This window comes from Streptomyces sp. WMMC940, from assembly GCF_027460265.1.
In the GTDB taxonomy this organism is placed as follows: domain Bacteria; phylum Actinomycetota; class Actinomycetes; order Streptomycetales; family Streptomycetaceae; genus Streptomyces.
On sequence record NZ_JAPZBC010000001.1, the window covers coordinates 2,462,050 to 2,488,543 of the forward strand.

Annotated in this window: 17 protein-coding genes; 6 read left to right on the forward strand and 11 right to left on the reverse strand. The window is 73.0% G+C overall.

From position 1 onward, the window contains the following. Nucleotides 1-211 precede the first annotated feature (211 nt). Both O7595_RS10675 and O7595_RS10680 read left to right on the forward strand, forming a co-directional pair. The gene (locus O7595_RS10675) at nt 212-1,432 is read left to right on the forward strand and encodes a ThiF family adenylyltransferase (protein WP_269732448.1); all 1,221 of its coding nucleotides are present in this window, start codon (nt 212-214) and stop codon (nt 1,430-1,432) included. Beyond that, nucleotides 1,425-2,834 carry an ABC1 kinase family protein gene (locus tag O7595_RS10680; protein WP_269728472.1) on the forward strand — a complete coding sequence of 470 codons (1,410 nt, stop codon included), beginning with the start codon at nt 1,425-1,427 and terminating at the stop codon, nt 2,832-2,834. The genes O7595_RS10675 and O7595_RS10680 overlap by 8 nt, the downstream gene beginning before the upstream one ends. Nucleotides 2,835-2,936: 102 nt before the next feature. On the opposite strand, the gene O7595_RS10685 is transcribed toward O7595_RS10680, so the two are convergent. The 5 genes from O7595_RS10685 to O7595_RS10705 form a co-directional block, all read right to left on the reverse strand. Next, complete coding sequence (locus O7595_RS10685; RefSeq protein WP_269728473.1) at nt 2,937-3,134, reverse strand: hypothetical protein; 198 nt, start codon at nt 3,132-3,134, stop codon at nt 2,937-2,939. Nucleotides 3,135-3,271: 137 nt separating this feature from the next. Beyond that, on the reverse strand, nt 3,272-3,598 hold the full coding sequence (locus tag O7595_RS10690; RefSeq protein WP_269728474.1) for a hypothetical protein: 327 nt from the start codon (nt 3,596-3,598) through the stop codon (nt 3,272-3,274). Beyond that, nucleotides 3,595-3,963: a WhiB family transcriptional regulator gene (locus O7595_RS10695; protein ID WP_269728475.1), complete on the reverse strand. Its 369-nt coding sequence runs from the start codon at nt 3,961-3,963 to the stop codon at nt 3,595-3,597. The genes O7595_RS10690 and O7595_RS10695 overlap by 4 nt, the downstream gene beginning before the upstream one ends. Nucleotides 3,964-4,133: 170 nt before the next feature. Then, nucleotides 4,134-4,466 (reverse strand): hypothetical protein, encoded by a 333-nt coding sequence (locus tag O7595_RS10700; RefSeq protein ID WP_269728477.1) that lies wholly within the window; start codon nt 4,464-4,466, stop codon nt 4,134-4,136. A gap of 165 nt (nt 4,467-4,631) precedes the next feature. Beyond that, complete coding sequence (locus O7595_RS10705) at nt 4,632-6,806, reverse strand: ATP-dependent DNA helicase UvrD2 (protein ID WP_269728478.1); 2,175 nt, start codon at nt 6,804-6,806, stop codon at nt 4,632-4,634. A gap of 176 nt (nt 6,807-6,982) precedes the next feature. Between O7595_RS10705 and O7595_RS10710 the strand changes: the two genes are divergently transcribed. Then, nucleotides 6,983-7,240, forward strand: a complete 258-nt coding sequence (locus tag O7595_RS10710) for a glutaredoxin domain-containing protein (RefSeq protein ID WP_269728479.1) — start codon at nt 6,983-6,985, stop codon at nt 7,238-7,240. A gap of 149 nt (nt 7,241-7,389) precedes the next feature. Here O7595_RS10710 and nudC read toward each other — a convergent pair whose 3' ends face one another. The 5 genes from nudC to O7595_RS10735 all read right to left on the reverse strand — a co-directional run bounded on the left by nudC (nt 7,390) and on the right by O7595_RS10735 (nt 18,332). Then, nucleotides 7,390-8,337 carry an NAD(+) diphosphatase gene (nudC, locus tag O7595_RS10715; protein WP_269728480.1) on the reverse strand — a complete coding sequence of 316 codons (948 nt, stop codon included), beginning with the start codon at nt 8,335-8,337 and terminating at the stop codon, nt 7,390-7,392. A gap of 55 nt (nt 8,338-8,392) precedes the next feature. Continuing rightward, entirely contained in the window at nt 8,393-9,814 is a 1,422-nt protein-coding gene (locus O7595_RS10720) for a dipeptidase (RefSeq protein WP_269728481.1), read from the reverse strand. 10 nt (nt 9,815-9,824) lie between these two features. Then, nucleotides 9,825-13,754: a UvrD-helicase domain-containing protein gene (locus tag O7595_RS10725; RefSeq protein WP_269728482.1), complete on the reverse strand. Its 3,930-nt coding sequence runs from the start codon at nt 13,752-13,754 to the stop codon at nt 9,825-9,827. A gap of 154 nt (nt 13,755-13,908) precedes the next feature. After that, nucleotides 13,909-17,667, reverse strand: a complete 3,759-nt coding sequence (locus tag O7595_RS10730; RefSeq protein WP_443071590.1) for an ATP-dependent helicase — start codon at nt 17,665-17,667, stop codon at nt 13,909-13,911. A 290-nt stretch (nt 17,668-17,957) separates the two neighbouring features. Further along, on the reverse strand, nt 17,958-18,332 hold the full coding sequence (locus O7595_RS10735; protein ID WP_269728484.1) for an MGMT family protein: 375 nt from the start codon (nt 18,330-18,332) through the stop codon (nt 17,958-17,960). Nucleotides 18,333-18,538: 206 nt separating this feature from the next. On the opposite strand from O7595_RS10735, the gene O7595_RS10740 reads away from it, so the two are divergent. From O7595_RS10740 to O7595_RS10750, 3 genes are all read left to right on the forward strand, one after another. Further along, nucleotides 18,539-21,403, forward strand: coding sequence for a lysylphosphatidylglycerol synthase domain-containing protein (locus O7595_RS10740; RefSeq protein ID WP_269728485.1), 2,865 nt, complete (start codon nt 18,539-18,541; stop codon nt 21,401-21,403). Nucleotides 21,404-21,559: 156 nt separating this feature from the next. Next, complete coding sequence (locus O7595_RS10745; protein WP_269728486.1) at nt 21,560-23,314, forward strand: alpha/beta hydrolase; 1,755 nt, start codon at nt 21,560-21,562, stop codon at nt 23,312-23,314. A 151-nt stretch (nt 23,315-23,465) separates the two neighbouring features. After that, the gene (locus O7595_RS10750; protein ID WP_269728487.1) at nt 23,466-25,007 is read left to right on the forward strand and encodes an alpha/beta hydrolase; all 1,542 of its coding nucleotides are present in this window, start codon (nt 23,466-23,468) and stop codon (nt 25,005-25,007) included. 274 nt (nt 25,008-25,281) lie between these two features. Here O7595_RS10750 and moeZ read toward each other — a convergent pair whose 3' ends face one another. Next, on the reverse strand, nt 25,282-26,460 hold the full coding sequence (moeZ, locus tag O7595_RS10755; protein ID WP_269728488.1) for an adenylyltransferase/sulfurtransferase MoeZ: 1,179 nt from the start codon (nt 26,458-26,460) through the stop codon (nt 25,282-25,284). Nucleotides 26,461-26,494 lie beyond the last annotated feature (34 nt).

Consider the following 26,494-nt stretch of genomic DNA (forward strand, 5'->3'; position numbering starts at 1 on the left):
TATCTTGATCAACAATAGGGAACGCCTCTATTTGAACGACTAATGCCCCACACCTGTGGACAACCTTTTCCGCCGCACGGCGCGGACGTGCATGCTGATGCCGTACGAGATGGATCCGCCGGATTCGGCACCGGCGGAACGGACGAACGAACGGAGCGCGCACGGAGCGTGAACCGGGCGCGGATGGAACGGCGTGCGAACGGGGGCGGATGTGCATCCGGTGGTGAAGCCTGCGCTGCGGCAGGCATGGCGGGACCTGCGTTATGTGCAGTTCGGAGTGACGGCGGCGCATGCCGTGGTGTTGGGGCCGGTGGACACGGCGACCGGAAGCCTGCTGTCGCTGTTCGACGGCACTCGGGGGCTGCCCCGGCTGCGTGAGGAGGCCCGGGCGATAGGACTGCCCGACGGCCATGTCGATGCCCTGCTGGAGCGGCTGGCGGAGGCGGGCCTGGTGGACGACGTGACGGGCGGCGGACCGGCGGCCGCCGCACTGCGGAAGCAGTCGGGAGCGTACGACCGGCTGCGCCCCGACCTGGCGTCGCTCTCGGTGGTTCACCCCGAACCGGGCGGCGGCGCGGCACGGTTGGCTGCCCGAAGCGCCATGCGGGTACAGGTGAGGGGCGCGGGACGGGTGGGTGCGGTGGTGGCGGCCGTGCTCTCCGCCTCCGGGGTGGGGCAGGTGGAGGTGCTGGACGGGGGCCGCGTGGAGCCGTGGGACGTGGCGCCGGGCGGGGTGTCCGCGGAGGCGGTGGGCGAGCGCAGAGCCGTGTCCGCTCAGCAGGTCGTGCGCCGGTCCGCCCCCGGCAGCGCGCGGCGCGCGGCCCGTCGGTCCGACGGTGGACCGGCGGAGCCGCCGCCGCTCTCCCTGGTGATCGTCGCACCGCGCGACGGCCTCGCGGCGTATGTACCGGATCCGGGGACGGCCGAGGGCTGGATGGCCACGGGAACTCCCCATCTGTACGCGGGTGTTGCCGAGGCGTCCGGCGTGGTGGGTCCGCTGGTGCTGCCCGGGGGCTCGGCGTGCGCAGGCTGTTTGGCGCTGCGACGGGCCGACCGGGATCCGGTGTGGCCGCGGATGACGGCCCAGTGGCGTACGCCCCGCCGTCGGGAGACGGGCCCCGGACCGTGTGACCTCGGACTCGCCACGACGGTCGCGGGTATGGCGGCCTCACACGCCCTGTCGTTCCTGGACGGTGAGCTGCCCGCCAGCACGGGGACCCGATGGGAGGTGTCGATGCCGCTGCTCGAGTGGCGGTCGAGACGGATCGAGGCCCACCGTGACTGCCCCTGCGGGGCGGCTGGGCAGACTGAGGGGGAGCGCGCCTCGGGGGCGGGGACGACGCACGACACAATGGCCGGGGTAGCGGCGTCGACGGAGTGCCGGATGGCCGACGCGGCAGGGCAGCTGGGAATTGGAGGGGCACATGTCTGATCTTCCCCGGAAGGCGGTCACCCGTACGGCCAAGTTGGCTGCTCTGCCACTGGGTTTCGCCGGCCGTGCCACATGGGGCCTGGGCAAGCGGATCGGCGGCAAGTCCGCGGAGATCGTGGCTCGCGAGCTGCAACAGCGCACGGCGGAGCAGTTGTTCAAGGTGCTCGGCGAGCTGAAGGGCGGCGCGATGAAGTTCGGGCAGGCCCTGTCCGTCTTCGAGTCGGCCCTGCCCGAGGAGGTGGCCGGGCCCTACCGGGCCGCACTCACCAAACTCCAGGACGCCGCCCCTCCGATGCCGACGCGCACCGTTCACGAGGCGCTGGCCGAGCGGCTGGGCGAGGACTGGCGTGAACTCTTCCTGGAATTCGAGGACAAGCCGGCGGCGGCCGCGTCCATCGGCCAGGTCCACCGCGCGGTGTGGCACGACGGGCGCGAGGTCGCGGTGAAGGTCCAGTACCCCGGAGCCGGTGAGGCCCTGCTCTCGGACCTGTCCCAGTTGAGCCGGTTCGCCCGGCTGCTGGGACCGCTGATCCCGGGAATGGACATCAAGCCGCTGATCGCCGAGTTGCACGACCGGGTCTCGGAGGAGCTGGACTACGAGTTGGAGGCCCGGGCCCAGCGGGAGCACGCGGCGGAGTTCGCGGGCGACCCGGATGTGGTGGTGCCCGATGTGGTGCACCAGGCAGACCAGGTGCTGGTCACGGAGTGGATCGACGGAACGCCGCTGGCAGAGGTGATCAGCGACGGCACCCAGGAGCAGCGCGACCGCGCCGGCCAGTTGCTGGCCCGGTTCCTGTTCTCCGGCCCCGCCCGGACGGGGTTGCTGCACGCCGACCCCCATCCGGGGAACTTCCGGCTGCTGCCCGCGGCCGGTGCCTCCGAGGGCGAAGGGGATCCGGCCGAGTGGCGGCTCGGTGTCCTGGACTTCGGCACGGTGGACCGGCTGCCCGGTGGACTGCCCAGGACCATCGGCGACTGCCTCCGGATGACGCTGGAGGGAGAGGCCGAGTCGGTCTACGGGGTGCTGTGCGAGGAGGGTTTCGTCAGGGAGGCGATCGACCTCCACCCGGAGGCCGTGCTGGAGTACCTTCTGCCGATCATCGAACCCGCGGAGGCGGACCGCTTCACCTTCACCCGCGGCTGGATGCGGACCCAGGCGGCGCGGATAGCCGATCCACGGTCTCCCGCACACCAGTTGGGCAAGCAGCTGAATCTCCCGCCGGCCTATCTGCTGATCCACCGTGTGACGCTGAGCACGATAGGCGTGCTGTGCCAGTTGAACGCGACCGTACGGCTGCGGCACGAACTGGAGTCCTGGCTGCCCGGATTCCTGACCGGCCCCGAGTCGGACGCCGACGCCGACGCGGACACCGAGGCCGGCGGCGTGGCGGCGGAGGCCTGACCTTCCCGGGCCCCGGTCGGTCGCGGCTCGGGCTCCCGTCCTCCCGATCGGGACCGGGCAGGCGGGACCGGCCCGGAGCAAGGGGCCCAGTCCGAGGGCCGCTCACCACCAGGACGAGTCGAGCCGTCCCTCGATGGCCCTGATATTGGCCCGGGCGCACTCCTCGCAGAAGAAGTGTCGTCGGCCGTTCTCCACGGAGCAGATCCAGGTGGGAGGAGTGCCCTCGGCAACCGCGCCGCACCGGGAACACACGACGTTCTCGGCACCCGGCTGGGCAGGGTGATGAGTCTGTTCGTCCACTACGTGACGATAACCCCGCAGGGCGCACGGAAGAGGACAACGCACCGCGGGGGCCGGTCCCTCGGACCGGCCCCCGCGGGGACACTGGTTCTTCGGACGGTCGGGCCGCCGTCCAGAGACGGCGTCCGACGGCCGGACTACTGCATGACGGCCATGGCCAGCGCACGGCGGGCGCGCATGGACGCGCGCTCGGCACGCCGCTGCATCCGCCGGGCGGCCGCCAGGCGCGCGGCCCGGCGCTCCGCCTCGGCTTCCCGCAGGCGCTCGTGCATATGCGCGCGGGCCAGGGCTTCTGGGATGAGTTGCATCTCACGGGTCCTGTTCTGGCGCGAGGCGTTCGCGCCGATGGTGGTGACGTACGGGGTCGCGGAGCCGGACGGCTCGCTGGTGGAAGAGGTCATCGGGGCCTGCTTCTGGGGATCGTGCGTGAGGGGACGGTCGACGGTGCCTGGATGCGCGTTCATGCCGCGACCGGGTTCTTGCGCGGACGGCCACGCGGCCGCTTGCGGGCGACGACCACACCCTGGACGAAGAGCTCTCCGCCCCAGACGCCCCAGGGCTCACGCCGTTCCTTGGCGCCGGCGAGGCAGGCCTCGACCAGGGGGCAGGTGCGGCAGAGGGACTTGGCGTACTCGACGTCCGCCGGCGACTCGGCGAAGAAGACCTCCGGGTCGTAGGAACGGCAGGGGACGGGTACGCCGAGGTTCTCGATGGCGTCGTCGAGCGCGGTGAGCGCAGTGAGGGGGGTCAAGGCGGAGTCCTCCGTGAGGCCGGGCGGGGGGATCGTGTCGGAAGGCGGTACGGACGGGGCGTGCGCTTCGAGTTGCACGGTGGTGTCTTCCTCGTCTGTTCTGTCCGGTCTGTGGACCGGGCTTCGGCTGGTACCGGGTCTTGCTGGTCCCGAGGCCCCTTCGCTCTGTTTCCTCATCGGGGAAAACAGAAGGGCCGCGGATCCCGGGTGGGGTTCCGCGGCCCTGAAGGCGCCGGCCTGATCCTGGATCAGGCTGGATCACTCCAGGGTTCGAGCCCACGGAAGGCCCACATCGTGTGGTGCTGCGTCGTCTGCTTCTGGGTTCCGGCACTGGCCGCCGCGAGGGCACAGGCCTTGGCCTCTGCCGCCACTACTCCTGCTTCCAGTGCCTTGGTCGGTCGCTCATTGCGCTCCCGGACGGGCAGATCCACGCCGAGGGCGGTCGGCCGACCGGCCTCGAAGCCGGACAGACCGGTGCCAATGAACGCCGAACCGGAGAGGCCGAGCGAGCAGGCGGAGACGACCGAGCGATCGGTCATTTTGACGGTCGTGCGGATGGAGCTGGCGTAGATGCTGATCACTGGAATCGCCTCCTCTCGGCGCCTCGGGGACCGGCCGGGGCCGATCACGCGTATTCGGACAAGTACAGCACGGCAACAGGGCTTCGGAGAAGCCGCCGTTCCCGTGGTTAAGAACCTATGGGGACGACCGGCACGCGCGCAAACTATTTTCTCGACGAGTTCGCATCAGTCGTCCTCCTCGCTCCCACCGGCCTCCTGGCCTGCACAGATGGCCAGGACATCGGCACCGAAGCGGTCCAGTTTGCGTCCACCCACGCCCGAGATCCCCGCGAGCTCTCCCTCGCTGCCGGGCACGGCCTCGGCGATCGCCATCAGGGTCTTGTCGGTGAAGACGCAGTACGCCGGCTGGCCCAGCTCCCTGGCCTGCTCCGACCGCCACTCGCGCAGCCGCTCGTACAGCGCCTCGTCCATGTCGGAGGGGCAGTCCTCACAGCGCATCAGCTTCATCTCGCCGGCGTCGGTGAGCGTCTTGCCGCACACCCGGCACAGCACCGGTCCGCGGCGCTTCCGCCGTCCTCCGGCGCCGCGCTCGATTCCTCCGGCGCCACCGGCCGTTCGGGTGCCGGGGGCCGCGGAGCCCGGCCTGAGCCCGTTCAGGAAACGGGTGGGGCGGCGGGAGGCGCGGCCCCCGGGCGAGCGGGACAGCGCCCAGGAGAGCGACAGATGGAGCCGGGCGCGGGTGACGCCGACGTACAGGAGCCGGCGCTCCTCCTCGACCTGTTCGTCGGTCTTGGCGTAGGTGATCGGCATCATCCCCTCGGTGAGTCCGACCAGGAACACGGCGTCCCACTCCAGGCCCTTGGCCGAGTGGAGCGAGGCCAGGGTGACGCCCTGGACTGTCGGGGCGTGCTGGGCGGCGGCGCGCTCGTCGAGCTCGGCGACGAGCTCGGCCAGTCCGGCCCCGGGCCTGGCACGGGCGAAGTCCTCGGCCAGCCTGACGAGGGCGGCCAGCGACTCCCAGCGGTCACGCACCGCACCCGAGCCGGCGGGGGGCTCGGTGCTCCAGCCCTTGGTGGACAGCACGGCCCGGACCTGCGAGGGCAGGTCCTCCGCGTCGTCCAGCAGGGCGTCGTTCCCACCGGCGCGGGCCGCTCCCCTGAGCGCGACCCCGGCCTCCCGGACCTCGGCACGCTCGAAGAACCGCTCCGCACCGCGCAGCTGGTACGGCACGCCCGCGTCGGCGAGGGCCTGCTCGTAGACCTCGGACTGGGCGTTGACCCGGAACAGCACGGCGATCTCACCGGCCGGAACGCCCGCGGCGATCAGATCGCGGATCCGGCGGGCGGTGCCCTCGGCCTCGGCGGGCTCGTCCGCGTACTCCGTGTAGGAGGGATCCGGGCCGGGGTCGCGCTGCGAGACGAGTTCCAGGCGGTGCTCGGCGGCACGGCCGCGCGCCTGTCCCAGCAGACCGTTGGCCAGATGGACGACCTGGGGGGTCGACCGGTAGTCGCGCACGAGCTTCACCACCGTCGCCCCGGGGTGACGGGTGCGGAAGTCCAGCAGATGGTCTGGGGTGGCGCCGGTGAAGGAGTAGATGGTCTGGCTGGCGTCGCCCACGACGCACAGACTCTCCCGGTCGCCGAGCCAAAGCTCCAGCAGCCGCTGCTGGAGCGGCGACACGTCCTGGTACTCGTCCACCACGAAGTGCTGGTACTGGCGGCGGATCTGGTCGGCGATGTCGTGGCGGTCCTGGAGGATGCCGACCGTGAGCAGCAGGACGTCCTCGAAGTCGATCACCGAGCGGTCACGCTTCAGCTGCTCGTACAGCGCATAGATCTGGCCGATCTCCGCCGGGTCACGAGGCGCGTCCCTGAGGGACTTGGCCACGGCGGCGGGATAGTCGGCGGGGACGGTCTGGGTGACCTTGGCCCATTCGATCTCGCTGGTCACGTCCCTGAGCTCGTTGCGGTCGAGCCGCACACGGCAGCGGGCGGCCGCCTCGGCGACGAGCTGGATCTTGCGCTCCAGCAGCCTCGGCAGCTCCCCGCCGACGGCTTTCGGCCAGAAGTACTGAAGTTGTCGGAGGGCCGCCGAATGGAAGGTGCGGGCCTGCACTCCGCCCGCGCCGAGCTGCCGCAGCCTGCCTCGCATCTCCCCCGCGGCGCGGTTGGTGAACGTGACGGCCAGCACACTCGCGGGCTGGAGTATCCCCGCACGCACTCCGTAGGCGATGCGATGGGTGATCGCCCGCGTCTTGCCCGTACCGGCGCCGGCCAGGACGCACACCGGACCGCTCAGGGCGGTCGCCACCGCCCGCTGCTCGGGGTCGAGCCCGTCGAGCACCGCGTCGGCGGACTCGGGGACCTGAGGGAAGAGGGAGGAGTGCGTTGCTGCTGTCACCCCGCCATGCTGCCAGGTCCCGCGAGATCACCGGGACGGTTGTCCACAGGGGGACGGGGCCTGTCGTACCGGTACGACCGGTACGGGAATGGGGAATGGCGGCGGGGTCGCGTACGTTCAATCCCCGGAAACCCCGTGGGACACCCCCCACCGACCCAGAGGAGCGGGAGAAGGACATGCAGGGAACTCTGACGATGTACAGCACCACCTGGTGCGGCTACTGCCGGCGGCTGAAGAGCCAGCTGGACCGCGAGGGGATCTCGTACGTCGAGATCAACATCGAGGAGGACCCGCGGTCGGCCGCGTTCGTCGAGAAGGCGAACAACGGCAACCAGACCGTGCCGACCGTCCTCGTGGTGCCGCCGAACGGCGGCGAGGACATCGTCATGACGAACCCCAGCCTGGCCCAGGTGAAGCAGGCCCTCGCGATCTGACGCACCGGCCCGCACCGACGCCACGCCCCTTCGGGTCAGGACCACCGGAGGGGCGTCGTCGTGCCGGAACGCACTGGCCGTCGCACCGGGCACGGGGCGGGCCCCGTGCGACCGGTGCGACCCCCCGGTGATGCGGAGGGCGAACGGCCTCAGGTGGGCGAGCCCGGCTTCGGCAGCGGCTTTCCGTACCAGAGCTCGATCAGCCGTGAGGCGATCGAGATCCCGTACGGGGGCAGGACCTCTCCGGACTCGAAGGCAGCGCACAGGTCCTCCCGGGAGAACCAGCGGGCCTCGTGGATCTCCTCGCCGTCCACGCAGATCTCGGACGAGGTGGCACGGGCCGTGAAACCGAGCATCAGGCTGTACGGGAAGGGCCACGGCTGGCTGGCGACGTACTCGACCTCGCCGACGGTGACGCCCGCCTCCTCGTACACCTCGCGGATCACCGACTGCTCGATGGACTCGCCGGGCTCGACGAAACCGGCGAGGGTGGAGAAGCGGCCCTCCGGCCAGTGGACCTGGCGGCCGAGCAGCGCGCGGTCGTCCTCGTCCGTGACGAGCATGATCACGGCGGGGTCCGTGCGCGGGTAGTGCTCGGCACCGCAGGCCGGGCAGCGGCGGATGTGCCCGGCGGCCGCGATGACGGTCCGCTCGCCGCAGCGCGAGCAGAAGCGGTGGAGCCGCTGCCAGTTCTCCAGGGCGACGGCGTGCACCATCAGTCCCGCGTCCCTCGGGGACAGCAGCAGACCGGCCTCGCGCAGCCCGGCCGGCCGGGCGGACTGGTCCATGCGGCCGGGGAGCGAGTCCTTCTGGAGGGCGAAGTAGCTGACGCCGTCCTCGTCGGTGCCGAGGAAGTAGCGGTGGGTCTCGGTGGGGGGCGCCTCGAAGGCCGGGGTCGTCACCAGTTCGGTGCGGCCGTCGGGGGTGTCGTCGATCAGCACCTGGCCGCCGGAGACGACGAACACACGTGTCGTCGGGTGGCTCCAGGCAGCCGCCAGCCAGGCCTCGTCGAGTCGGTGGTGTGCGGCGCGGTCGATGCCGCTGGGCGCCGTCAGGCCGATGGAACGGCCGCCGGCGACGTGATCGAAGGTGCTCACAGGTGCTTCCCACTCCCCCGGATCGACCGGTTGTCTGCGGATGACCGGTTGTCTGTCACTGGAGGGCGCCGGCCAGGTCGCCCCACAGGTACGCGGCGGTTTCGACGCCCTTCAGCAGCAGGGCCAGTTCGACCTTCTCGTTGGGCGCGTGCCAGCCGTCGGACGGCACGGAAACACCCAGGAACAGCACCGGCGCACCGAGCACGTCCTGGAGGTCCGCGGCGGGCCCCGACCCGCCCTCCCGCGTGAAGCGGATCTTCTGCCCGTCGAAGGCACGGCTCATCGACCGGGCGAGCGACTGCAGCGCCGGATGGTCCAGCGGCGTGAGGCAGGGCCGGGTCGCCGCACCGAAGGCGATCTCGTGGCGGATGCCGGCGGGCACCCGGGACGCGACCCAGGCGCGGACCGCCTCCTCCACCCGGTCCGGATCCTGACCGGCGACCAGCCGGAAGGAGAGCTTCAGCCGCGCCGAGGCCGGGATGATCGTCTTGCCCCCGGGCCCCTGGTAGCCGCCGCCGATGCCGTTCACCTCGGCGGTCGGGCGGGTCCAGATGCGCTCCAGCGTGGTGTGGCCCGCCTCACCGAACGTCCCGTACGACTTGGCCGTACGCAGCCACTCGGACTCGTCGAACGGCAGCTCGGCGAGGAGTTCGCGCTCCGTCGCGCTCGGCTCGCGAACACCGTCGTAGAACCCGGGGACCGCCACCCGCTCGTCCTCGTCGTGCAGGGCGGCGACGATCCGGGCGGCGACGGTGGCCGGGTTGGGGACGGCACCGCCGAAGGAACCGGAGTGGATGTCCTGGTCCGGTCCGTACAGTGCGATCTCGCAGTCTGCGAGGCCGCGCATGCCGGTACACACGGTGGGGGTCGTCTCCGACCACATGCCCGTGTCGGAGACGATCACGACATCGGCGGCGAGCCGGTCCCGGCGCTGCTCGACCAGGGCGCGGAAGTGCGGTGATCCGGACTCCTCCTCGCCCTCGACGAGGAGCTTGAGGTTGACGGCCGGGCTCGTACGGCCCGTGGCGGCGAGGTGGGCGCGCACGCCGAGGGTGTGGAAGAGGACCTGGCCCTTGTCGTCGGCGGCGCCGCGGCCGTACATCCGGCCGTCCCTCACGACCGGTTCGAACGGTTCGGTGTCCCAGCCGTCCTCCCGGGCGGCGGGCTGCACGTCGTGGTGGCCGTAGACGAGCACCGTGGGGGCGTCCGGGTCGGCGGACGGCCACTCGGCGAAGACCGCCGGGGCCCCCTGGGCCTCGCCCGGCGCGGCCGGGGGAACCTCCCAGACCTCGGCGGTCGGGAAGCCGGTCTCCGTGAGCTTCGCGGCCAGCCATTCCGCGCTGCGCCGTACGTCCTTGTCGTGCTCCGGCTGCGCGGAGACGGAAGGGATGCGCAGCCACTCGGCGAGGTCGCCGATGAAGGCGGCGCGATGCTCCGCTATGTACGTACGGACGGCGCTGTCCGGGGTGTCGCTCATGGCATCGAGCCTATCCGGCGCCGGGGGCGGTCTCGCCGACCGCCCGGTCGGGCACGGGCCGAGGTCCGCTGCCGGCGGGCCCGGGCCAGTCGGGTCGAGGGGCACCCGGCGCGAGGGGGCCTTCCCCGGCCTCTCCGGCCGCCCTGTCGTCCGTACCGTCACCGTCGTCCGTACCGTCACCGTCGTCCGTACCGTCACCGTCGTCCGTACCGTCCGTACCGCTCATGAGGATCCGTTCGAGGCCGGCCCTGCCGGGCAGTTCGCCGGGGCGGACGACCTCTCCGGTGCGTACGTAGACGAACGCGGCGGCGACCGACTCGGGAGGGAGGCCGTGCTGCTCGGCCCAGGCCAGGCGGTAGACGGCGAGCTGAAGCGGATCGGCATCGCGGCCACGGCTGGTCTTCCAGTCCACGATCTCGAACGCACCTGTCGCCGCGTCACGGTAGACGGCGTCGATCCGGCCCCTGACGACCCTGCCCGCGAGGGTGACCTGGACGGGCGCCTCCAGCCGGTACGGAACACGGCCTGCGTACGGCGTGCGCTCGAACGCCTCCTTCAGTGCGGCGAGCTCCCGCTCGTCCTCGATGCCCGCCTCGTCCGGGTCGCCGCCCGGCAGTTCGTCGGGCCCGAGCATGGGCAGCGGCAGTTCCTCGAAGCGCGACTCCACCCATGCGTGGAAGCGCGTGCCCCGGCGGGCCGCGCGCTGGGGCGGGCGGGGCATGGGTCGCGCCAGCTCCCGCGCGAAGCCGTCCGGGTCCGCGGCCAGGCGCAGCAGCTGGGACGCGGACAGCGCTGCCGGGAGGGGAACCTCGCGCACGGATTCGCGGGCGCGGCGAAGCTCGCCGGTGAGCGCTTCGAGATCGCGGTCCCAGGAGGCGATCACCCTGGCGTCCTCGGGAGTGAGGGGTTCGGTGCGCTGGGCGGGCAGCCCGGGGCGGGGCAGCGAGCGGGTGTCCGGGACGGGACCGGCCTCGTCGTGCGGGACCGGGGCGGACGCGGCGGTGGCAGAGGCGGGGGCGGGGGCGGACGATCGGTGGACGGCGGCGTCGCCGGAGGCGCGCGCGGGGGGCGCCGGGGAGCCCGGCGCGTGGGCCGAAGGCCCGTCGTCCTGTCCGGGGCCAGCGGCGAGCGCGAAGGCCCCCCCGGGCACCGGGCCGGCGGACTGCTCGTCACCGTCGGGCATGACGTCCGCGGGATCGTCTGACCCCTCCGGCCACGGCTCGTCCGGCCACGGTTCGTCGGCCGGGTCGTGGATTTCCCCGGGCCAGAGGTCCTCGTCGGACGGAGCGTCGGGGAGGGAGCCGGTCGCTTCGGCCGGGCCCGATCCGTCGAAGGGGACGCCCTCGCGGTCGGGTGGCCCGGGACGGGCGCCGTCGAGCGCCGCCCCGGGCCGCCCCGGCACCGTCGCGGTCGCATGGCCGTTGATCAGCGACAGATGGGCCAGCACCGTGTCCGCGGCCTCCCTACGGCGCGCGGTCGCCGTGGGATCGAGCGGAAGCGGCCACGCCTGCTCCACCGTCGCGGCGCCGAGCGCCGGGTTCTCCGAGTCCTCCTCCGGCTCCTCGGCCCATGCCTCGATCTCGCCGAAGCCCGCGGCACAGTGGTCGTACAGCGCCTCCAGGAACGCGGACGGCCCGCGGCGGCGCTTCTGGGTGGGGCCCCACCAGTGGGCGGAGCCGAGGAGCAGCGAGCGGGGCCGTGTGAAGGTCACGTAGCCCAGCCGGAGTTCCTCCGTGTGCTGATGCTCCTTCATCTCCTCCTTGAATGCCTTGAGCCCCTTCGCGTCCCAGGACGTGATGCCGGGCAGGGTGGCGGAGTCGCCCCGCAGCGCATGGGGCAGGACCTTGGCCCGGGAGGTCCACGACTCCCGCGAGCGGGTGCTGGGGAACTGGTCGGCGACCAGGCCGGGGACCACGACGACGTCCCACTCCAGTCCCTTGGACTTGTGGGCGGTGAGCACCTTCACCGTGTTCTCGCCCCCGGGCAGCGCGTTGTCGAGGCCCTTCTCGTACTGCTCGGCGGTCCGAAGGAAGCCGAGGAAGGCCAGCAGCGTCGCCTCGCCGTCGAGCGAGGCGAAGGACGCCGCGACGTCGAGGAAGCCCGCGAGGGTCTCGCGGCGGCGGGCGGCCAGGGCGTGCGGCGAGGCGGAGAGCTCCACCTCCAGGCCGGTGGTGGCGAGGACGCGGTGGAGGACGTCCATCAGCGGGTCGGCCAGGGAGCGCCGCAGGTCGCGCAGTTCGGTGGCGAGGCGGGCGAAGCGGACCCGGGCCTCGGCGGAGAACGGCAGGCCGTCGTCCGGCCCGGTCTGTTCCAGGAACGTGTCGAGGGCGTCGGCGAGCGAGACGACCTCGGCCGGGTCGGTGCCCTCGACGGCGGCGGCGAGCCGCTGGTCGGCATCCGCGCCGTCGTCGCCGGTGCGGTGGACCAGCAGGCGCGCCCGGCGCCCGAGCAGCGCCAGGTCGCGGGCACCGATGCGCCAGCGCGGCCCGGTGAGCAGCCGGACCAGCGAGGCGTTCGCGCCCGGGTCCTGGAGGACTTCGCAGACCGCGACGAGATCGGCGACCTCCGGCAGGTGCAGCAGCCCGGAGAGGCCGACGACCTCCACGGGGACGTCACGGGCGACGAGCGCGCCCTGGATCGCCGCGAAGTCGCCCGCCGTGCGGCACAGCACCGCGATCTCGCCCGGCTCCTTGCCCGTGCGGACGAGATGGGCGATCGAGTCCGCGAGCCAGCCGATCTCCTCGGCGTGGGTGGGCAGCAGCGCGATGCGCACGGATCCGTCACGCTCCGCCCCGGGCGCGGGCCGCAGTGCCTCGACGCCTTCGTGGCGGGCCCGCAGCGGCTCGGCGAGGCCGTTCGCGAGGTCGAGGAGGCGGCCCCCGCTACGACGGTTCTCACTCAGGGAGAAGCGGGTGGCGGGTCGGCCGTCCGCGTGAGGGAAGTGGTCGGGGAAGTCGTCGAGGTTGGCGACGGACGCGCCGCGCCAGCCGTAGATCGCCTGGCAGGGGTCGCCCACCGCCGTCACGGGATGGCCCGAGCCCTCTCCCGGCGTGCCGGCCGGGGTGGCGACCCCGCCGAACAGGCCGGCGAGCAGCAGGCGCTGGGCCACGGACGTGTCCTGGTACTCGTCCAGCAGGACCACCCGGAACTCGTCGCGCAGGATGCGGCCCACCTCGGGACGGGTGAGCGCGAGCCGCGCGGACAGGGCGATCTGGTCGCCGAAGTCGAGGAGATCGCGGGAACGCTTGGCCTCGCGGTAGCGGACGACGAGGTCGAGCAGTTCCCGCCGGGCGGCGGCCGCCTCGGGAACCCGGCGCAGGTCGGCGTTGCCGAGCCTGACACCCTCCAGGTCGTCCAGCAGCGCGGAGTCATGGGCCCGGAGCTCCTCGGGCGCCACCAGGTGCTCCGCCAGCTCCGCGTCGAGCGCGAGCAGATCGCTGACGAGTGCGGGGAAGGATTTGGTCAGCGCGGGGTACGGGCCCGGGGCCTCGCGCAGCACGCGTGCGGCGAGCTGGTAGCGCGTGGCGTCGGCGAGCAGCCGGGAGGTCGGCTCCAGGCCGAGTCGGAGGCCGTGGTCCTTGAGGAGCCGTCCGGCGAAGGCGTGGTAGGTCGAGATGCCGGGTTCGCCCGGCGGGTCGTCCGGGTCGATCACGTCCGGGTCGGTGACCCCGGCCCGGACGAGGGCGGTTCGGACGCGGTCGGCGAGCTCGGCGGCGGCCTTGTTGGTGAAGGTCAGCCCGAGGACCTGCTCGGGGGCCACCTGGCCCGTGCCCACCAGCCACACCACCCGGGCGGCCATCACCGTCGTCTTCCCGGAGCCCGCTCCGGCCACGATGACCTGCGGCGCGGGCGGCGCGGTGATGCAGGCCGTCTGCTCCGGGGTGAACGGGATGCCGAGCAGCTCCTTGAGCTGCTCGGGGTCGGTGATGCGTGCGGACACCCCAGAGAGGCTAACGGCGAACACCGACAGCGCCCGCCACCGGTGCTCGCGTGCGGGCCGGGGACGGGCGTCGTCCCCCGGCCACCGCCGCGCCCGTGGGCCGCGAAACCCTCCGACGTCGCCCGACGGTGTGCCGTGGGGCAGCTACCGGCCGTCATTCGACGATGTGGCGTCCTTCGGGCCTGGCACTGCACGAGGAACGGAAGGCGCAGTGCTCGCACTGCGAGCCGGTGCTGGGGGTGAAGCGTTCGTCGAGGACCCGACCCGCCGCGGTGGCCAGCAGGTCGCCGACCCACGCGCCGGAGAGGGGCTCCTGGGACTGGACGCGCGGGAGTGCGTCTCCGCCCTCCTTCTTGGGGGCGGCCTGGCGCAGGTGCACGAGTTCGGCGCCGCCGGGGGCGGGGCGCCGGCCGTCGAAGACCTCGTCGACGGCACCCTCGCGGACCGCGAGCTGGTAGACCGCGAGCTGGGGGTGGTGCGCGACCTCGTCCTTCGTCGGCGTCTGCCTGCCGGTCTTGAAGTCGACGACGTACGCCCGGCCCTGTTCGTCCCGTTCGACGCGGTCCATCGAGCCGCGGACACGCACCTCGTACGGGCCGGCTCCCAGGGTGACGTCGAAGTCGTGTTCGGTGGCGACGGGGGTGCGGCCCCCGCGGTCCAAGACGTGCCAGCGGAGGAAGCGTTCGAGCGCCGCGCGCGCGTGCTCCTTCTCCTGGACGGACTTCCAGGGTGCGTCGAAGGCGAGGCCGTCCCAGACGGAGTCGAGACGTTCCATCAGGACGGCCAGGTCCGCCGGGGTGCGGCCCGAGGCGACCTCGTCGGCGAGGACGTGGACGACGTTGCCGAAGCCCTGGGCGGCGGTGGCCGGGGCGTCCGCCCTGACCTCGCGCCCCAGGAACCACTGCAGGGCGCAGGTGTTCGCGAGCTGGTCGAGGGCGCTTCCGGACAGGGCGACGGGGTGGTCGCGGTCGCGGAGGGGCACCCTGCTGTGCGTCGGGTCCTGCAGCCCCCACCAGCGGTAGGGGTGCGCTGCGGGCACGAGCGGCCGGCCCTCGTCGTCGGTGAGGGCGGCGAGCCGGGCGAGCCGCCTCGCGGCGGCGTCGCGGAGCGCGTCGGACGCCTCGGGGTCGACGGTGGTGGCCCTGAGCTCGGCGACCAGCGGGGCGACGGCGAGCGGGCGGCGCGGCCGGCCTGTGACGTCGCGCGGTTGGGCTCCGAGTTCGGTGAGGAAGCGCGAGGGCTGATCGCCGTCCTCGGAGGGCGCCTTGACGGCGGTGACCACGAGGCGGTCCCCGGCGCGCGTGGCGGCGACGTAGAACAGCCGGCGTTCCTCGGCGAGCAGGGCGCCGGGGGTGAGGGGCTCGGCGAGCCCGTCGCGGCCGATCCGGTCGGCTTCCAGCAGCGAGCCGCGGCGGCGCAGGTCCGGCCAGAGACCCTCCTGTACGCCGGCGACGACGACGAGGCCCCATTCGAGGCCCTTGGACCGGTGGGCGGTCATGAGGCGGACGGCCGCGGGACGTTCGGGCCGGCGCGCGAGCGTGTCGGCGGCGATGTCCTGGGCTTCGAGCTCGTCCAGGAAGTTCAGCGCGCCGCGGCCGCCGGTGCGCTCCTCGGCACGCGCTGCGGTCTCGAACAACGCGCAGACGGCGTCGAGGTCGCGATCGGCGTTGCGGCCGGCCGGGCCGCCGCGGAGGGCGGCCCGCTCCAGGCGCTGGGGCCAGGGTGTGCCGGTCCACAGCTCCCACAGCGCCTCCTCGGCGGTGCCCCCGCCGTCGAGGAGCTCACGGGCCTTGCGCAGCAGGGCTCCGAGCCGCTGGGCGGCACGGGCGTAGGCGGGGTCGTGCGCGGTGAGCCGCTCGGGCTCCGCGAGGGCACGGGCGATGAGGACGTCGGAGGGGGGCGGCAGGCGGTTGCCCGCCGCCCGCTCCTCGTCGCGGAGGGCACGTCCGAGCCGCCGGAGATCGGCGGTGTCCATGCCGCCGAGGGGTGAGGTGAGGAGGGTGGCGGCGGTGTCGGCGTCGATGGGGGGTTCCTCCCGGAAGGGCACACCGGGGCCCGGCCCGCTGCCCGGGTCCGCGTGCGATCCCCCACCGGAAGCGGAGCCGGCGTCCGAACCGGCCACCGCGCCGGGCCCGGGGCCGGGACCCGCGACCGTGCCGGAGCCGGGGGCAGAAGCGCGGGCAGCGTCCGACTCCCCCACCGCGCCGGGGCCGGAGCCGGGGGCGTGCCCCACGGCGGTGTCCCCGCCGTCCTCTGCCCGGACGGCGGCCTTCCGGCCGTCGCGGTGTCCGCCGGGGACCCGGCCGTCCTCTTCCCCGTCTCCGTCCGCGAACTCGTCTCCGTCCGCGAACCCGTCTCCGTCCGCGAACCCGTCTCCGTCCGCGAACCCGTCTCCGTCGGCCTCGCCGCCCTCGGCGCTTTCCCGCCCCCCGTTCCTGTCGCCGTCCCCGGCCCGGTCGCCCTCGCCCGGCCGGGAGCCGCTCGTGACGAGCGGCCTCGCGGCGGTACGCAGGGCGGTCAGAAGGGGCGTCACCGCGGACTCGTGGCGCAGGGGGATCTCGTCACCGTCCGTCTCGACCGGCACACCGGCCACGGTGAGCGCGCGTCGCGTCGCCGGGAGACTGCGGCTGCCCGCGCGGACGAGGACCGCCATGTCGTTCCACGGCACGCCCTCCTCCAGGTGGGCGCGCCGCAGGATGTCGGCGACGTTGTCGAGCTCCGTGGAGGCGGTCGGGTACGTGTACACCTCGACCCGTCCGCCGGAGCGGGTGGCGGTGAGCTCACGATGGGCGCGGACCTTGTCGGCGGGCAGCCGGGGCAGTGGCATCCGCTGCGCGAGCAGACGGGTCGCCGACAGCAGGACGGCTCCGGAGCGACGGGACGACCTCAGCACCGCGACGGGGGCCCGGCGGCCGTCACGACGCCGGAAGGCCGCGGGGAAGTCGAGGATGCCGTTCACGTCCGCGCCCCGGAAGGCGTAGATGGACTGGTCGGGGTCGCCGAACGCGACCAGGGTGCGGCCGTCCCCCGCCAGCGCCCGCAGCAGCCGGACCTGGGCGGGATCGGTGTCCTGGTACTCGTCGACGAACACGGCGTCGTACCGCTGGGCGATCTGCTCGCCCGTCCCCGGCCGCTCGGCGAGGAGAGACGCCCGGTGGACGAGCTCGGCGTAGTCGAGGACCCCCTGGAGGTCCAGCACGTCCAGGTACTCGGCGAGGAAGGCCGCTGCCGCGCTCCAGTCGGGCCGTCCCGTGCGGCGGGCGAAGGCCGACAGCGCGTCCGGGCCGAGACCGAGTTCCCGGCTGCGGGCGAGCACGGCACGCACCTCGTCGGCGAAGCCGCGGGTGGTGAGGCACGCCCGTAGCTCGGCGGGCCAGCGCACGCCGGCCCGCCCTTCCCGCTCCAGGTCGAGCTGTCCGGCCAGCAGGTCGCGGACGGCCACGTCCTGCTCGGGACCGGACAGCAGGCGCAGCGGTTCGGCGAACAGGTCCGCCTCCTGGTGGGCCCGCACCAGCGCGTAGCAGTAGGAGTGGAAGGTGGTCGCCTGCGGCGCACGTGCGCCGTCGAGTCGCACGGCCATCCGGTCGCGCAGTTCGACCGCCGCCTTCCGGCTGAAGGTGAGCACCAGCAGCCGCTCCGGGTCGGCGCCCCGTTCGATCCTGGCGGCGACCGCCTCGACGAGGGTCGTCGTCTTTCCGGTGCCCGGCCCGGCGAGTACGAGCAGCGGCCCGTGCTCGTGGTCAACCACCGCGCGCTGGGAGGCGTCCAGGAGAGGGGGATCCACCGGGCCCGGCGAGGTACGCACCAGTCGGTACGCGCCCGGGGTCCGCCCCCTGCGCCCTTGCGGGCCCTGGGGGAACCCCTGCCGTACCCGATGGTGCGGTGTACGCCCGGTGGAGGAGGAGGAACTCACGTGGTTGGCCGGTCCTGGTGGGTGTGCTGACGGTGGTGACGACGGGCCCGGTGCGGGAGCACGGGCGGGGCGGGCGGGCCTGGGGGCCGCTGGAGGACGTGGCCGGTGGCGCGGACGCCACCGGCGGTGGGGAAGACGCTACGCCCGCGGGTGCCACCGCCGCAGACGGACCGCTCGGCATGGCCGTGGACGGCTCCTTCACCACCGCCGCGGACGGCCCGCTCGGGACCACCGCGGACACGGGCCGCGGGCTCCGGACATCTCATCGCACCGCCGAATGGCGGAAGCTGTCAGATGTGAGCTCCTCCGCCCGCCCCGTCCGCCGGGCCGGCCCCGCCGTCCCAGCGGGCCCGCCGTATGTCCAGGCGCGGCAGATGGCCCTCCGCACCCGGCGGCGCCTGCCGCAGCGGGGTGCCCTCGGCCCGGTAGTGCCGCAGTGCCCGCAGCTCGTGGCCGGCCAGCAGGGCACCGTCGGAGCGCACCACACGCCACCAGGGAACCGAGCCTCCGTACAGCGCCATCACCCGGCCGACCTGGCGCGGGCCTCCCTCGCCGAGCCATTCGGCGACGTCCCCGTACGTCATGACCCGGCCGGGCGGGATGTGCTCGGCGACATCGAGCACCCGCTCCGCGTACTCCGGCAGTTCCGGCACCTCATCGCTCATCCGGCCCATCTTGCCCCATGCCGCCGACAGCGGGCCGGGAGCACCACCGATCGCATATACCAAGACAAAGAGGGGCAAGTAGCACAGCGCGCATCACCGCGTCGCACCCTGATGCCACCCGCTGTCGGCTCGCCGTGCCACCATCGTCCGGGCGGTGACTGGTGATACGAGATCAAGAAGAGACCGACACGACGAAGGAGCTGGGCGTGCAGCCTCCTGCGGCGGCGAGCACCTCCGGCTCCGAGTCGCGCTCCGGAACCGCCGGGCCGCGCCAGGACCCCGCCCCGGACCGGGACATCCCGCCGGCGGCCCCGGCCGCTGCGTCCTCCACGGCCCCTTCCGACGCCTCCCCCGCGGCCGGCGACGCCGGGGAGCGCACCCGGCCCACCGGCTCGCCGCGCCCCGCGGCCGACTCCGGGCGCCGCGCGGCGGAGCGCGAGCGGCAGCGCACGGACGGGGTCTGCGGTGACGGCGGCGACGTGGCCCACATCGACCGGCTCTCCGGCGACGAGCCCCTGCTGCCGGCCCGCGTCCACCGCCCCTCCGACCTGACGCGTCTGCTCGCGGGCATCCTGGCGATCGCCGTCGTCCTGGGTCTCGCCGCCTTCGCCCACGGCACCACCAGCGGCCTCGAGTCGGACATCTCCAAGGGCACCGGCCAAGCCCCCGACCTGCTGGTGAAGCTCGCGGGACTGATGTCGAGCATCGCCGTGCTCCTCGTCCCGGTCGCCTTCGCGATCGAGCGGCTGATCAAACGGGACGGACTGCGCATCGCCGACGGCGTGCTCGCGGCCGTGCTCGCCCACGGGGTGACGCTCGCCACCGATCTCTGGGTCGCCAAGGCCGCGCCCAGCCAGATCCAGGACGCGCTGACCCAGCCCGCCTCGGGTGGCGGGCTCACCGACCCGGTCCACGGTTACCTGGCGCCCGTGATCGCCTATATGACGGCGGTCGGCATGGCGCGCAGGCCGCGCTGGCGGGTCGCGCTGTGGGGCGTGCTCCTGCTCGACGCCTTCGCGATGCTCGTCGCCGGCTACACCACACCGTTCTCGATCATCCTGACCGTGCTGATCGGCTGGACCGTCGCGTACGGCACGCTCTACACGGTCGGCTCCCCGAACGTAAGACCCACCGGCCAGACCCTCCTCGCCGGACTGCGGCACGTCGGCTTCCGCCCGGTCACGGCCATGCGGGCCGAGGACGTACCGGACTCCGCCGACCAGGGCGACCGGGGGCGGCGGTACCTCGTCACCCTGGAGGACGGCCCGCCGCTCGACGTCACCGTCGTCGACCGCGAGCAGCAGGCGCACGGCTACTTCTACCGGGTGTGGCGCCGGCTGACGCTGCGGAGCATCACCACCCGTCGTTCCACCCAGTCGCTGCGGCAGGCACTGGAGCAGGAGGCACTGCTCGCCTACGCCGCCATTGCCGCCGGCGCCAACGCGCCCAAGCTGATCGCCACGTCCGAGCTGGGCCCGGACGCCGTCATGCTCGTGTACGAGCACCTCGGCGGCCGCTCGCTCGACTCCATGGCCGACGAGGAGATCACCGACGAGGTGGTCCACGGGGCGTTCAGGCAGGTGCGGGCACTGCAGTCACGCCGCATCGCGCACCGCAGGCTCACCGGCGACGCGATCCTGGTGGATCGTTCCGGCAGGGTCGTGCTGACCGATCTGCGCGGCGGTGAGATCGCGGCCGGCGACGTGGTGCTGCGCATGGACATCGCACAGCTGCTGACCACGGTGGGCCTGCGCGTGGGGGCCGGGCGCGCGGTCGCCGCGGCCGTCGAGGTGCTGGGCTCCGACACGGTGGCGGCCTGTCTGCCCCTGCTGCAGCCGATCGCGCTCAGCCGCTCCACCCGCGCGACCCTGCGGCGGCTCGCCAGGGAACGGGCGCAGCGCGAGCGCGAGGCGGTGCTCGCGGCGGCGGAGTCGGCGCGGCAGGCCAGGGAGGAGCAGGGCCCCGACGGCGCCGAGGAGGACCGCAAGGCCGCCCGCAAGTCGCTGCGCGCCGAGAAGCAGGCCGAGAAACGTGCCATGGACGAGGCGCTCGACGAAGCCCGCGAGGAGGACCTCCTCGCCCAGATCCGCCACCAGGTGCTGCTGATCCGGCCGCAGGCGCCGGTGGAGCCGGCCCGGCTGGAGCGGATCAGGCCGCGCACGCTCGTCAGTCTGATCGCCGGGGCCATCGCCGCCTACTTCCTGCTGTCGCAGCTCACGCGGACCGATCTCAGCGTGGTCGGCCGGGCCGACTGGGGCTGGGTCGCCGCCGCGGTCCTGTTCTCGGCACTGAGCTATGTCGCGGCGGCGATGAGCCTGCTGGGATTCGTGCCCGAGCGGGTTCCGTTCCTGCGGACCGTCGTCGCGCAGGTCGCGGGCTCGTTCGTGAAGATCGTCGCCCCGGCCGCCGTCGGCGGAGTCGCCCTGAACACCCGCTTCCTCCAGCGCTCCGGCGTCCGCCCCGGACTGGCGGTGGCGAGTGTGGGCGCCTCGCAGCTCTTCGGCCTCGGCGCCCACATCCTGCTGCTGCTGGCCTTCGGGTACCTCACCGGCACGGAGAAGACCTCGTCGTTCACACCGTCGAGGACGGTCATCGCGGGGCTGCTGACGGTGGCCGTGCTCGTGCTCGTGGTGACCGCGATCCCGTTCCTGCGGAAGTTCGTCGCGACACGGCTGCGGTCCCTGTTCGCCGGGGTCGTCCCGCGCATGCTGGACGTACTCCAGCGGCCGGGGAAGCTCCTCACGGGGATCGGCGGCATGCTGCTGCTCACCGGCTCCTTCGTGATGTGCCTGGACGCCTCCATCCGGGCCTTCGGCAATGGCGACCAGCAGCTCAGCTACGCCAGCATCGCCGTCGTCTTCCTGGCCGGCAACGCGCTGGGGTCCGCAGCTCCGACCCCGGGCGGTGTGGGAGCGGTGGAGGGTGCGCTGACCTTCGGCCTCATCGCGGTGGGGCTGCCCGCCGAGGTCGCGGCCCCTGCGGTGCTGCTCTACCGGCTGCTGACGCTGTGGCTGCCGGTGCTGCCGGGATGGCTGTCCTTCAACCACCTCACCCGCAAGGGCGCGCTCTAGCCGCTCCTTGACGGGCAGACCTTGCCCGATGCGGCACTGGGCGCAGGGGCCGGGCGCGTGGCCGCAGCGCTTGCACGGGCCGGGCGGCGCCGGCCGCGTGGCCTCGCCCGGCGGCCCCGACAGGCGGTGCGCCTCCCGGGGCCGCAGGATGGGGTCATGCCGACCTCCCCCACCGGCCGCCACGACGCCGGCCCCGACCCCGGCGGAGACGGCCGGGACACCGACGCCCCCGGCCCGCCGGAGGCGCACGGCCCGTACGGGGACGCTGCGGCCCTTCGTCCGGACGGAGCCGCACGGGACGACGCCGGGCCCGGCGTCGTCCGCGCCGACGGCCCGCGGCGCCGGGGCGGCGCCGCACGGCGCGCCGGGACCCTGCTCGCCGCCGCGACCGCCACCATGCTCCTCGTCACCGCCGGCTGCTCCGACGACGGAGGCGGAGCCGGAAACGAGGAGCAGCGCGACCGCGACCTCGGCAGCCAGAACCTCGACTGGAAACCGTGCCCGGCCCCCTCGGAGGCCGAGGGCGGAGGCACCGCGCCCTCTCCGCTGCCCGGTGGCACGAAGTGGGAGTGCTCCTTCATGGAGGTCCCGCGTGACTGGGCGAAGCCAGACGGCGAGACCATCGAGCTGGCCCTGATCCGGGCGAAGGCCCGTGACCAGGCCGACCGAATCGGTTCGCTCATCTTCAACTTCGGCGGCCCCGGCGGCTCCGGGGTCAGCACGCTGCCGGCGGCGGCACAGGACTTCGAGCGGCTGCGCGCCCGCTACGACCTGGTGAGCTTCGACCCGAGGGGCGTCGGCCGCAGCCAGCCCGTCGAGTGCCTCGACGACCCGGAGCTGGACCAGTACTACGCCCAGGACGCCACCCCGGACGACAGCACCGAGGAGAAGGCGTACAGCGACAACCTGAGCAGTTACGACGCGGCCTGCGAGGAGAACTCGGGCCCGGACCTGCCCCACGTCGGCACCACGGACGCCGCACGGGACATGGATCTCATGCGCCAGGTCCTCGGCGACGACAAGCTGCACTACTTCGGCATCTCCTACGGGACGGAGCTCGGCGGCGTCTACGCACACCTCTTCCCGGAGAACGTCGGGCGGGCGGTCTTCGACGCCGTCGTCGACCCGACCAGCACCGCGGTGGAGGGCTCACTCGGCCAGGCCAGGGGCTTCCAGCTGGCGTTCACCAACTTCGCGAAGGACTGCGTCGCGCGGGGTGACGCCTGCCAGCTGCCCGGCAGCACGCCGGAGGAGATCCAGCAGTTCGTCATCGACCTCCAGAACCGGCTGGAGAAGAAGCCGATCCCCGGCATCGGCGACCGCGAGCTCACCCAGACCCAGGCGACCAACGGCATCGCCCAGGCCCTCTACTCCAAGGAGTACTGGCCGCTGCTGGAGCAGGGTCTCGACGAGGCGGACGGAGGCGACGGCTCGCTGCTGCTCGCGCTGTCCGACGCGATGAACGGCCGCAACAGGGAGGGGCAGTACAGCAATCTCCAGGCGGCCAACGCGGCCATCAACTGCGTGGACTTCAAGGAGCGGTACTCGATGGAGCAGACGAAGGCCAGGCTCCCCGAGTTCCGCGAGGCCTCGCCGGTCTTCGGCGACTACCTCGGCTGGGGTCTGATGGGCTGCAAGCACTGGCCGGTGCCCGGGCAGTGGGAGACGCCCGACGTCAGCGCGCCCGGCGCGGCCCCCATCCTCGTCATCGGCAACACCGGCGACCCGGCGACCCCGTACGAGGGCGCCCGGGCCATGGTCCAGGAGCTCGGCAAGGGCGTGGGGATCGAGCTGACGTACGAGGGCGAGGGCCACGGCGCCTACAACAGCGGCAGCAAGTGCGTGGCGACGGCGGTGGACCAGTACCTGCTGAACGGGAAGGTCCCGGCGTCCGGCACCGTCTGCCGGTGACGGACGACGGACCGGCCGCCCGGCGCGGGCCGCCCTGCGGACGGCCCGGCCGGCCGGACGCCGCGGGTTCCCACCGTCACTGTCGGTGACGGCGCCTAGGATGGCGCAGCAGTGGAACGTACAGGCGATGCACGCGCGGGGGGGGCAGAGAATGTCTTTGCTGACGAGGCCGGCCGCGGCGGCCGTGGCGCTGGCGCTGGCAGGAGGGGCGCTGGCGGCCTGTGACACGAGTGGTGGTGCGGGGGCGGACGGCAGGGGCCGTCCCGCGGCGTCCGTCCCGGTGAAGCGGGGCGACGCCGCCCACGGGCTCCCCGACGCGCTCACGAACCAGCGTCCGCGGTGGGAGCCCTGCGCGGGCGCGGAGGGCTGGACCTGCGCGTCGGTGAAGGTCCCGCTCGACTACGGCGTCCCGGACGGCGAGACGATCTCCATCGCGCTGATCCGCCGTCCGGCGCGGGACGAGGACCGACGCCTCGGCTCGCTGCTGTTCAACTTCGGTGGCCCCGGAGCATCCGGCGTCGATCTGCTGCCCCGTGCGTCGGTGGAGTACGAGACGCTCAACTCGCGCTACGACCTGGTGGGTTTCGACCCCCGCGGGGTGTCGGGGAGCGCGGGCGTGGTGTGCCGCGACGACGCGGGCACGGAGCAGGCCGCCGAGCGCGTCGACCTCACCCCCGACACGGCCGCCGAGGAGGCGGCCTACTTCGCGGACGCCAGGGACTTCGGCGAGGGCTGCGCGCGCCGGGCGGGAAAGGTCCTCGCCCATGTGGGCACGGCCAACGCCGCACGCGACATGGACCTCGTCCGCCATGTCCTGGGCGACCGCAGGCTCAACTACTTCGGCATCTCCTACGGCACCCAGCTCGGCGGCACGTACGCCCACCTCTTCCCGGGAAACGTCGGGCGGACGGTGCTGGACGCGGTGGTCGACCCGACGGCGGACGCCGTGGGGCACGCCCGCAACCAGACCACCGGCTTCCAGCGCGCCCTGGACAACTACCTCACGAGCAGGGGCGAGGACCCGAAGCGGGGCACGGCCCGGATAGCGGCACTGCTGGAACGGATCGACGAGAAGCCGCTGCCGGCCGGAGACGGCCGTGAGCTGAACCAGAGCCTCGCGCTCACGGGAATCGTGCTGCCCCTCTACTCGCAGACCATGTGGCCCGATCTCACGGCGGCCCTCGAGGAGGCGGAGGAGCGGGATCGCGGAGCGAAGCTGCTGGCCCTGGCCGACTCCTACAACGACCGTGAACCGGACGGCAGTTACGGTACGCAGTCCCACTCGCAGCGGGCGATATCGTGCGTGGACGCCGAACAGCGCCCGACCCCGGCCGAGGCGAAGGCCCTGCTGCCGGAGTTCGAGCGGATATCCCCGGTGTTCGGTCCGTTCCTGGCGTGGGACACGGCGGGATGGTGCGCGGACTGGCCGGTCCCCGGGGAGCACGAGACGCCCGACGCCAGCGCGAAGGGCGCGGGCCCGATCCTGGTCGTGGGCACGACCGGTGACCCGGCGACGCCGTACGAGGGCGCCCGGCGGATGGCGGACGAACTGGGCGAGGGCGTCGGCATCCTGCTCACCAACAAGGGCGAGGGCCACGGCGGCTACACCCCGTCGAACGGGTGCGTGACGGGGATCGTGGACGGTTATCTGCTGGACGGCGAGTTGCCGGAGGACGGCAGGACCTGCGGCTAGGCCGCGCTGTGGAGCTTCCGCCCGGCTCGACGGGCGGACGGCACCATGTGCCCGACCCGGCCTGGACGGGACGCCCTCGGGCGCCCGCCCACCGGCGGGCGAGGCACGGGAAGGGGCGGATGCGGCCCCCCACTCCCCGTACGCGGAGAAACGGGCGTTCGCCCCCACCCGCCTTGTGTGGACGGCGAAGGGCCGGCACCCTCCGCACCGCGACGGCCGCACGCGAAAGGGGCCGGCCCGATGCGGGCCGACCCCTTTGCTCCGGAACACGGGTCTAGTAGACCGGCTTGTCCGGCTCGATCTGGTTGACCCATCCGATCACGCCTCCGCCGACGTGCACGGCGTCGGCGAAGCCGGCCGACTTGAGCACCGCCAGTACTTCCGCACTGCGGACACCCGTCTTGCAGTGCAGAACGATCTTCTTGTCCTGCGGCAGGTCCTGGAGGGCGTTGCCCATCAGGAAGTCGTTCTTGGGGATCAGACGCGCGCCGGGGATCGCGACGATCTCGTACTCGTTCGGCTCTCGGACGTCGATGATGTCGATGCTCTCGCCGTCGTCGATCCACTCCTTGAGCTGCTTCGGAGTGATCGTGGAGCCGAGCGCCGCTTCCTGGGCCTCCTCGGACACGACGCCGCAGAAGGCCTCGTAGTCGATGAGTTCGGTGACGGTCGGGCTCTCGCCGCAGACCGCGCAGTTCGGGTCCTTGCGGACCTTCACCTGGCGGTACTGCATCTCCAGGGCATCGTAGATCATCAGTCGGCCGACCAGCGGCTCGCCGATGCCGGCCAGCAGCTTGATGGCCTCGTTGACCTGGATGGACCCGATGGACGCGCAGAGCACGCCCAGCACGCCGCCCTCGGCGCAGGAGGGCACCATCCCGGGCGGCGGGGGCTCCGGGTACAGGCAGCGGTAGCAGGGGCCGTGCTCGGACCAGAACACCGAGGCCTGGCCGTCGAAGCGGTAGATCGACCCCCATACGTACGGCTTGTTGAGCAGCACGCACGCGTCGTTCACCAGGTACCGGGTGGCGAAGTTGTCCGTGCCGTCGACGATGAGGTCGTACTGGCTGAAGATGTCCATCACGTTCTCGGCCTCGAGCCGCTCCTCGTGAAGGACCACGTTCACGTACGGATTGATGCCCTTGACGCTGTCACGCGCGGACTCGGCCTTGGACCGGCCGATGTCCGACTGGCTGTGGATGATCTGACGCTGCAGGTTCGACTCGTCGACCTCGTCGAACTCCACGATGCCGAGCGTGCCGACACCGGCCGCCGCCAGGTACATCAGCGCCGGCGAGCCGAGGCCACCGGCGCCCACACAGAGCACCTTGGCGTTCTTCAGCCGCTTCTGCCCGTCCATCCCGACGTCCGGGATGATCAGGTGGCGGGAGTACCTGCGGACCTCGTCTACGGTGAGCTCGGCAGCCGGCTCGACCAGGGGTGGCAGCGACACGGGGACTCCGTCGTTGGTGGTTGCTTCAGTACGG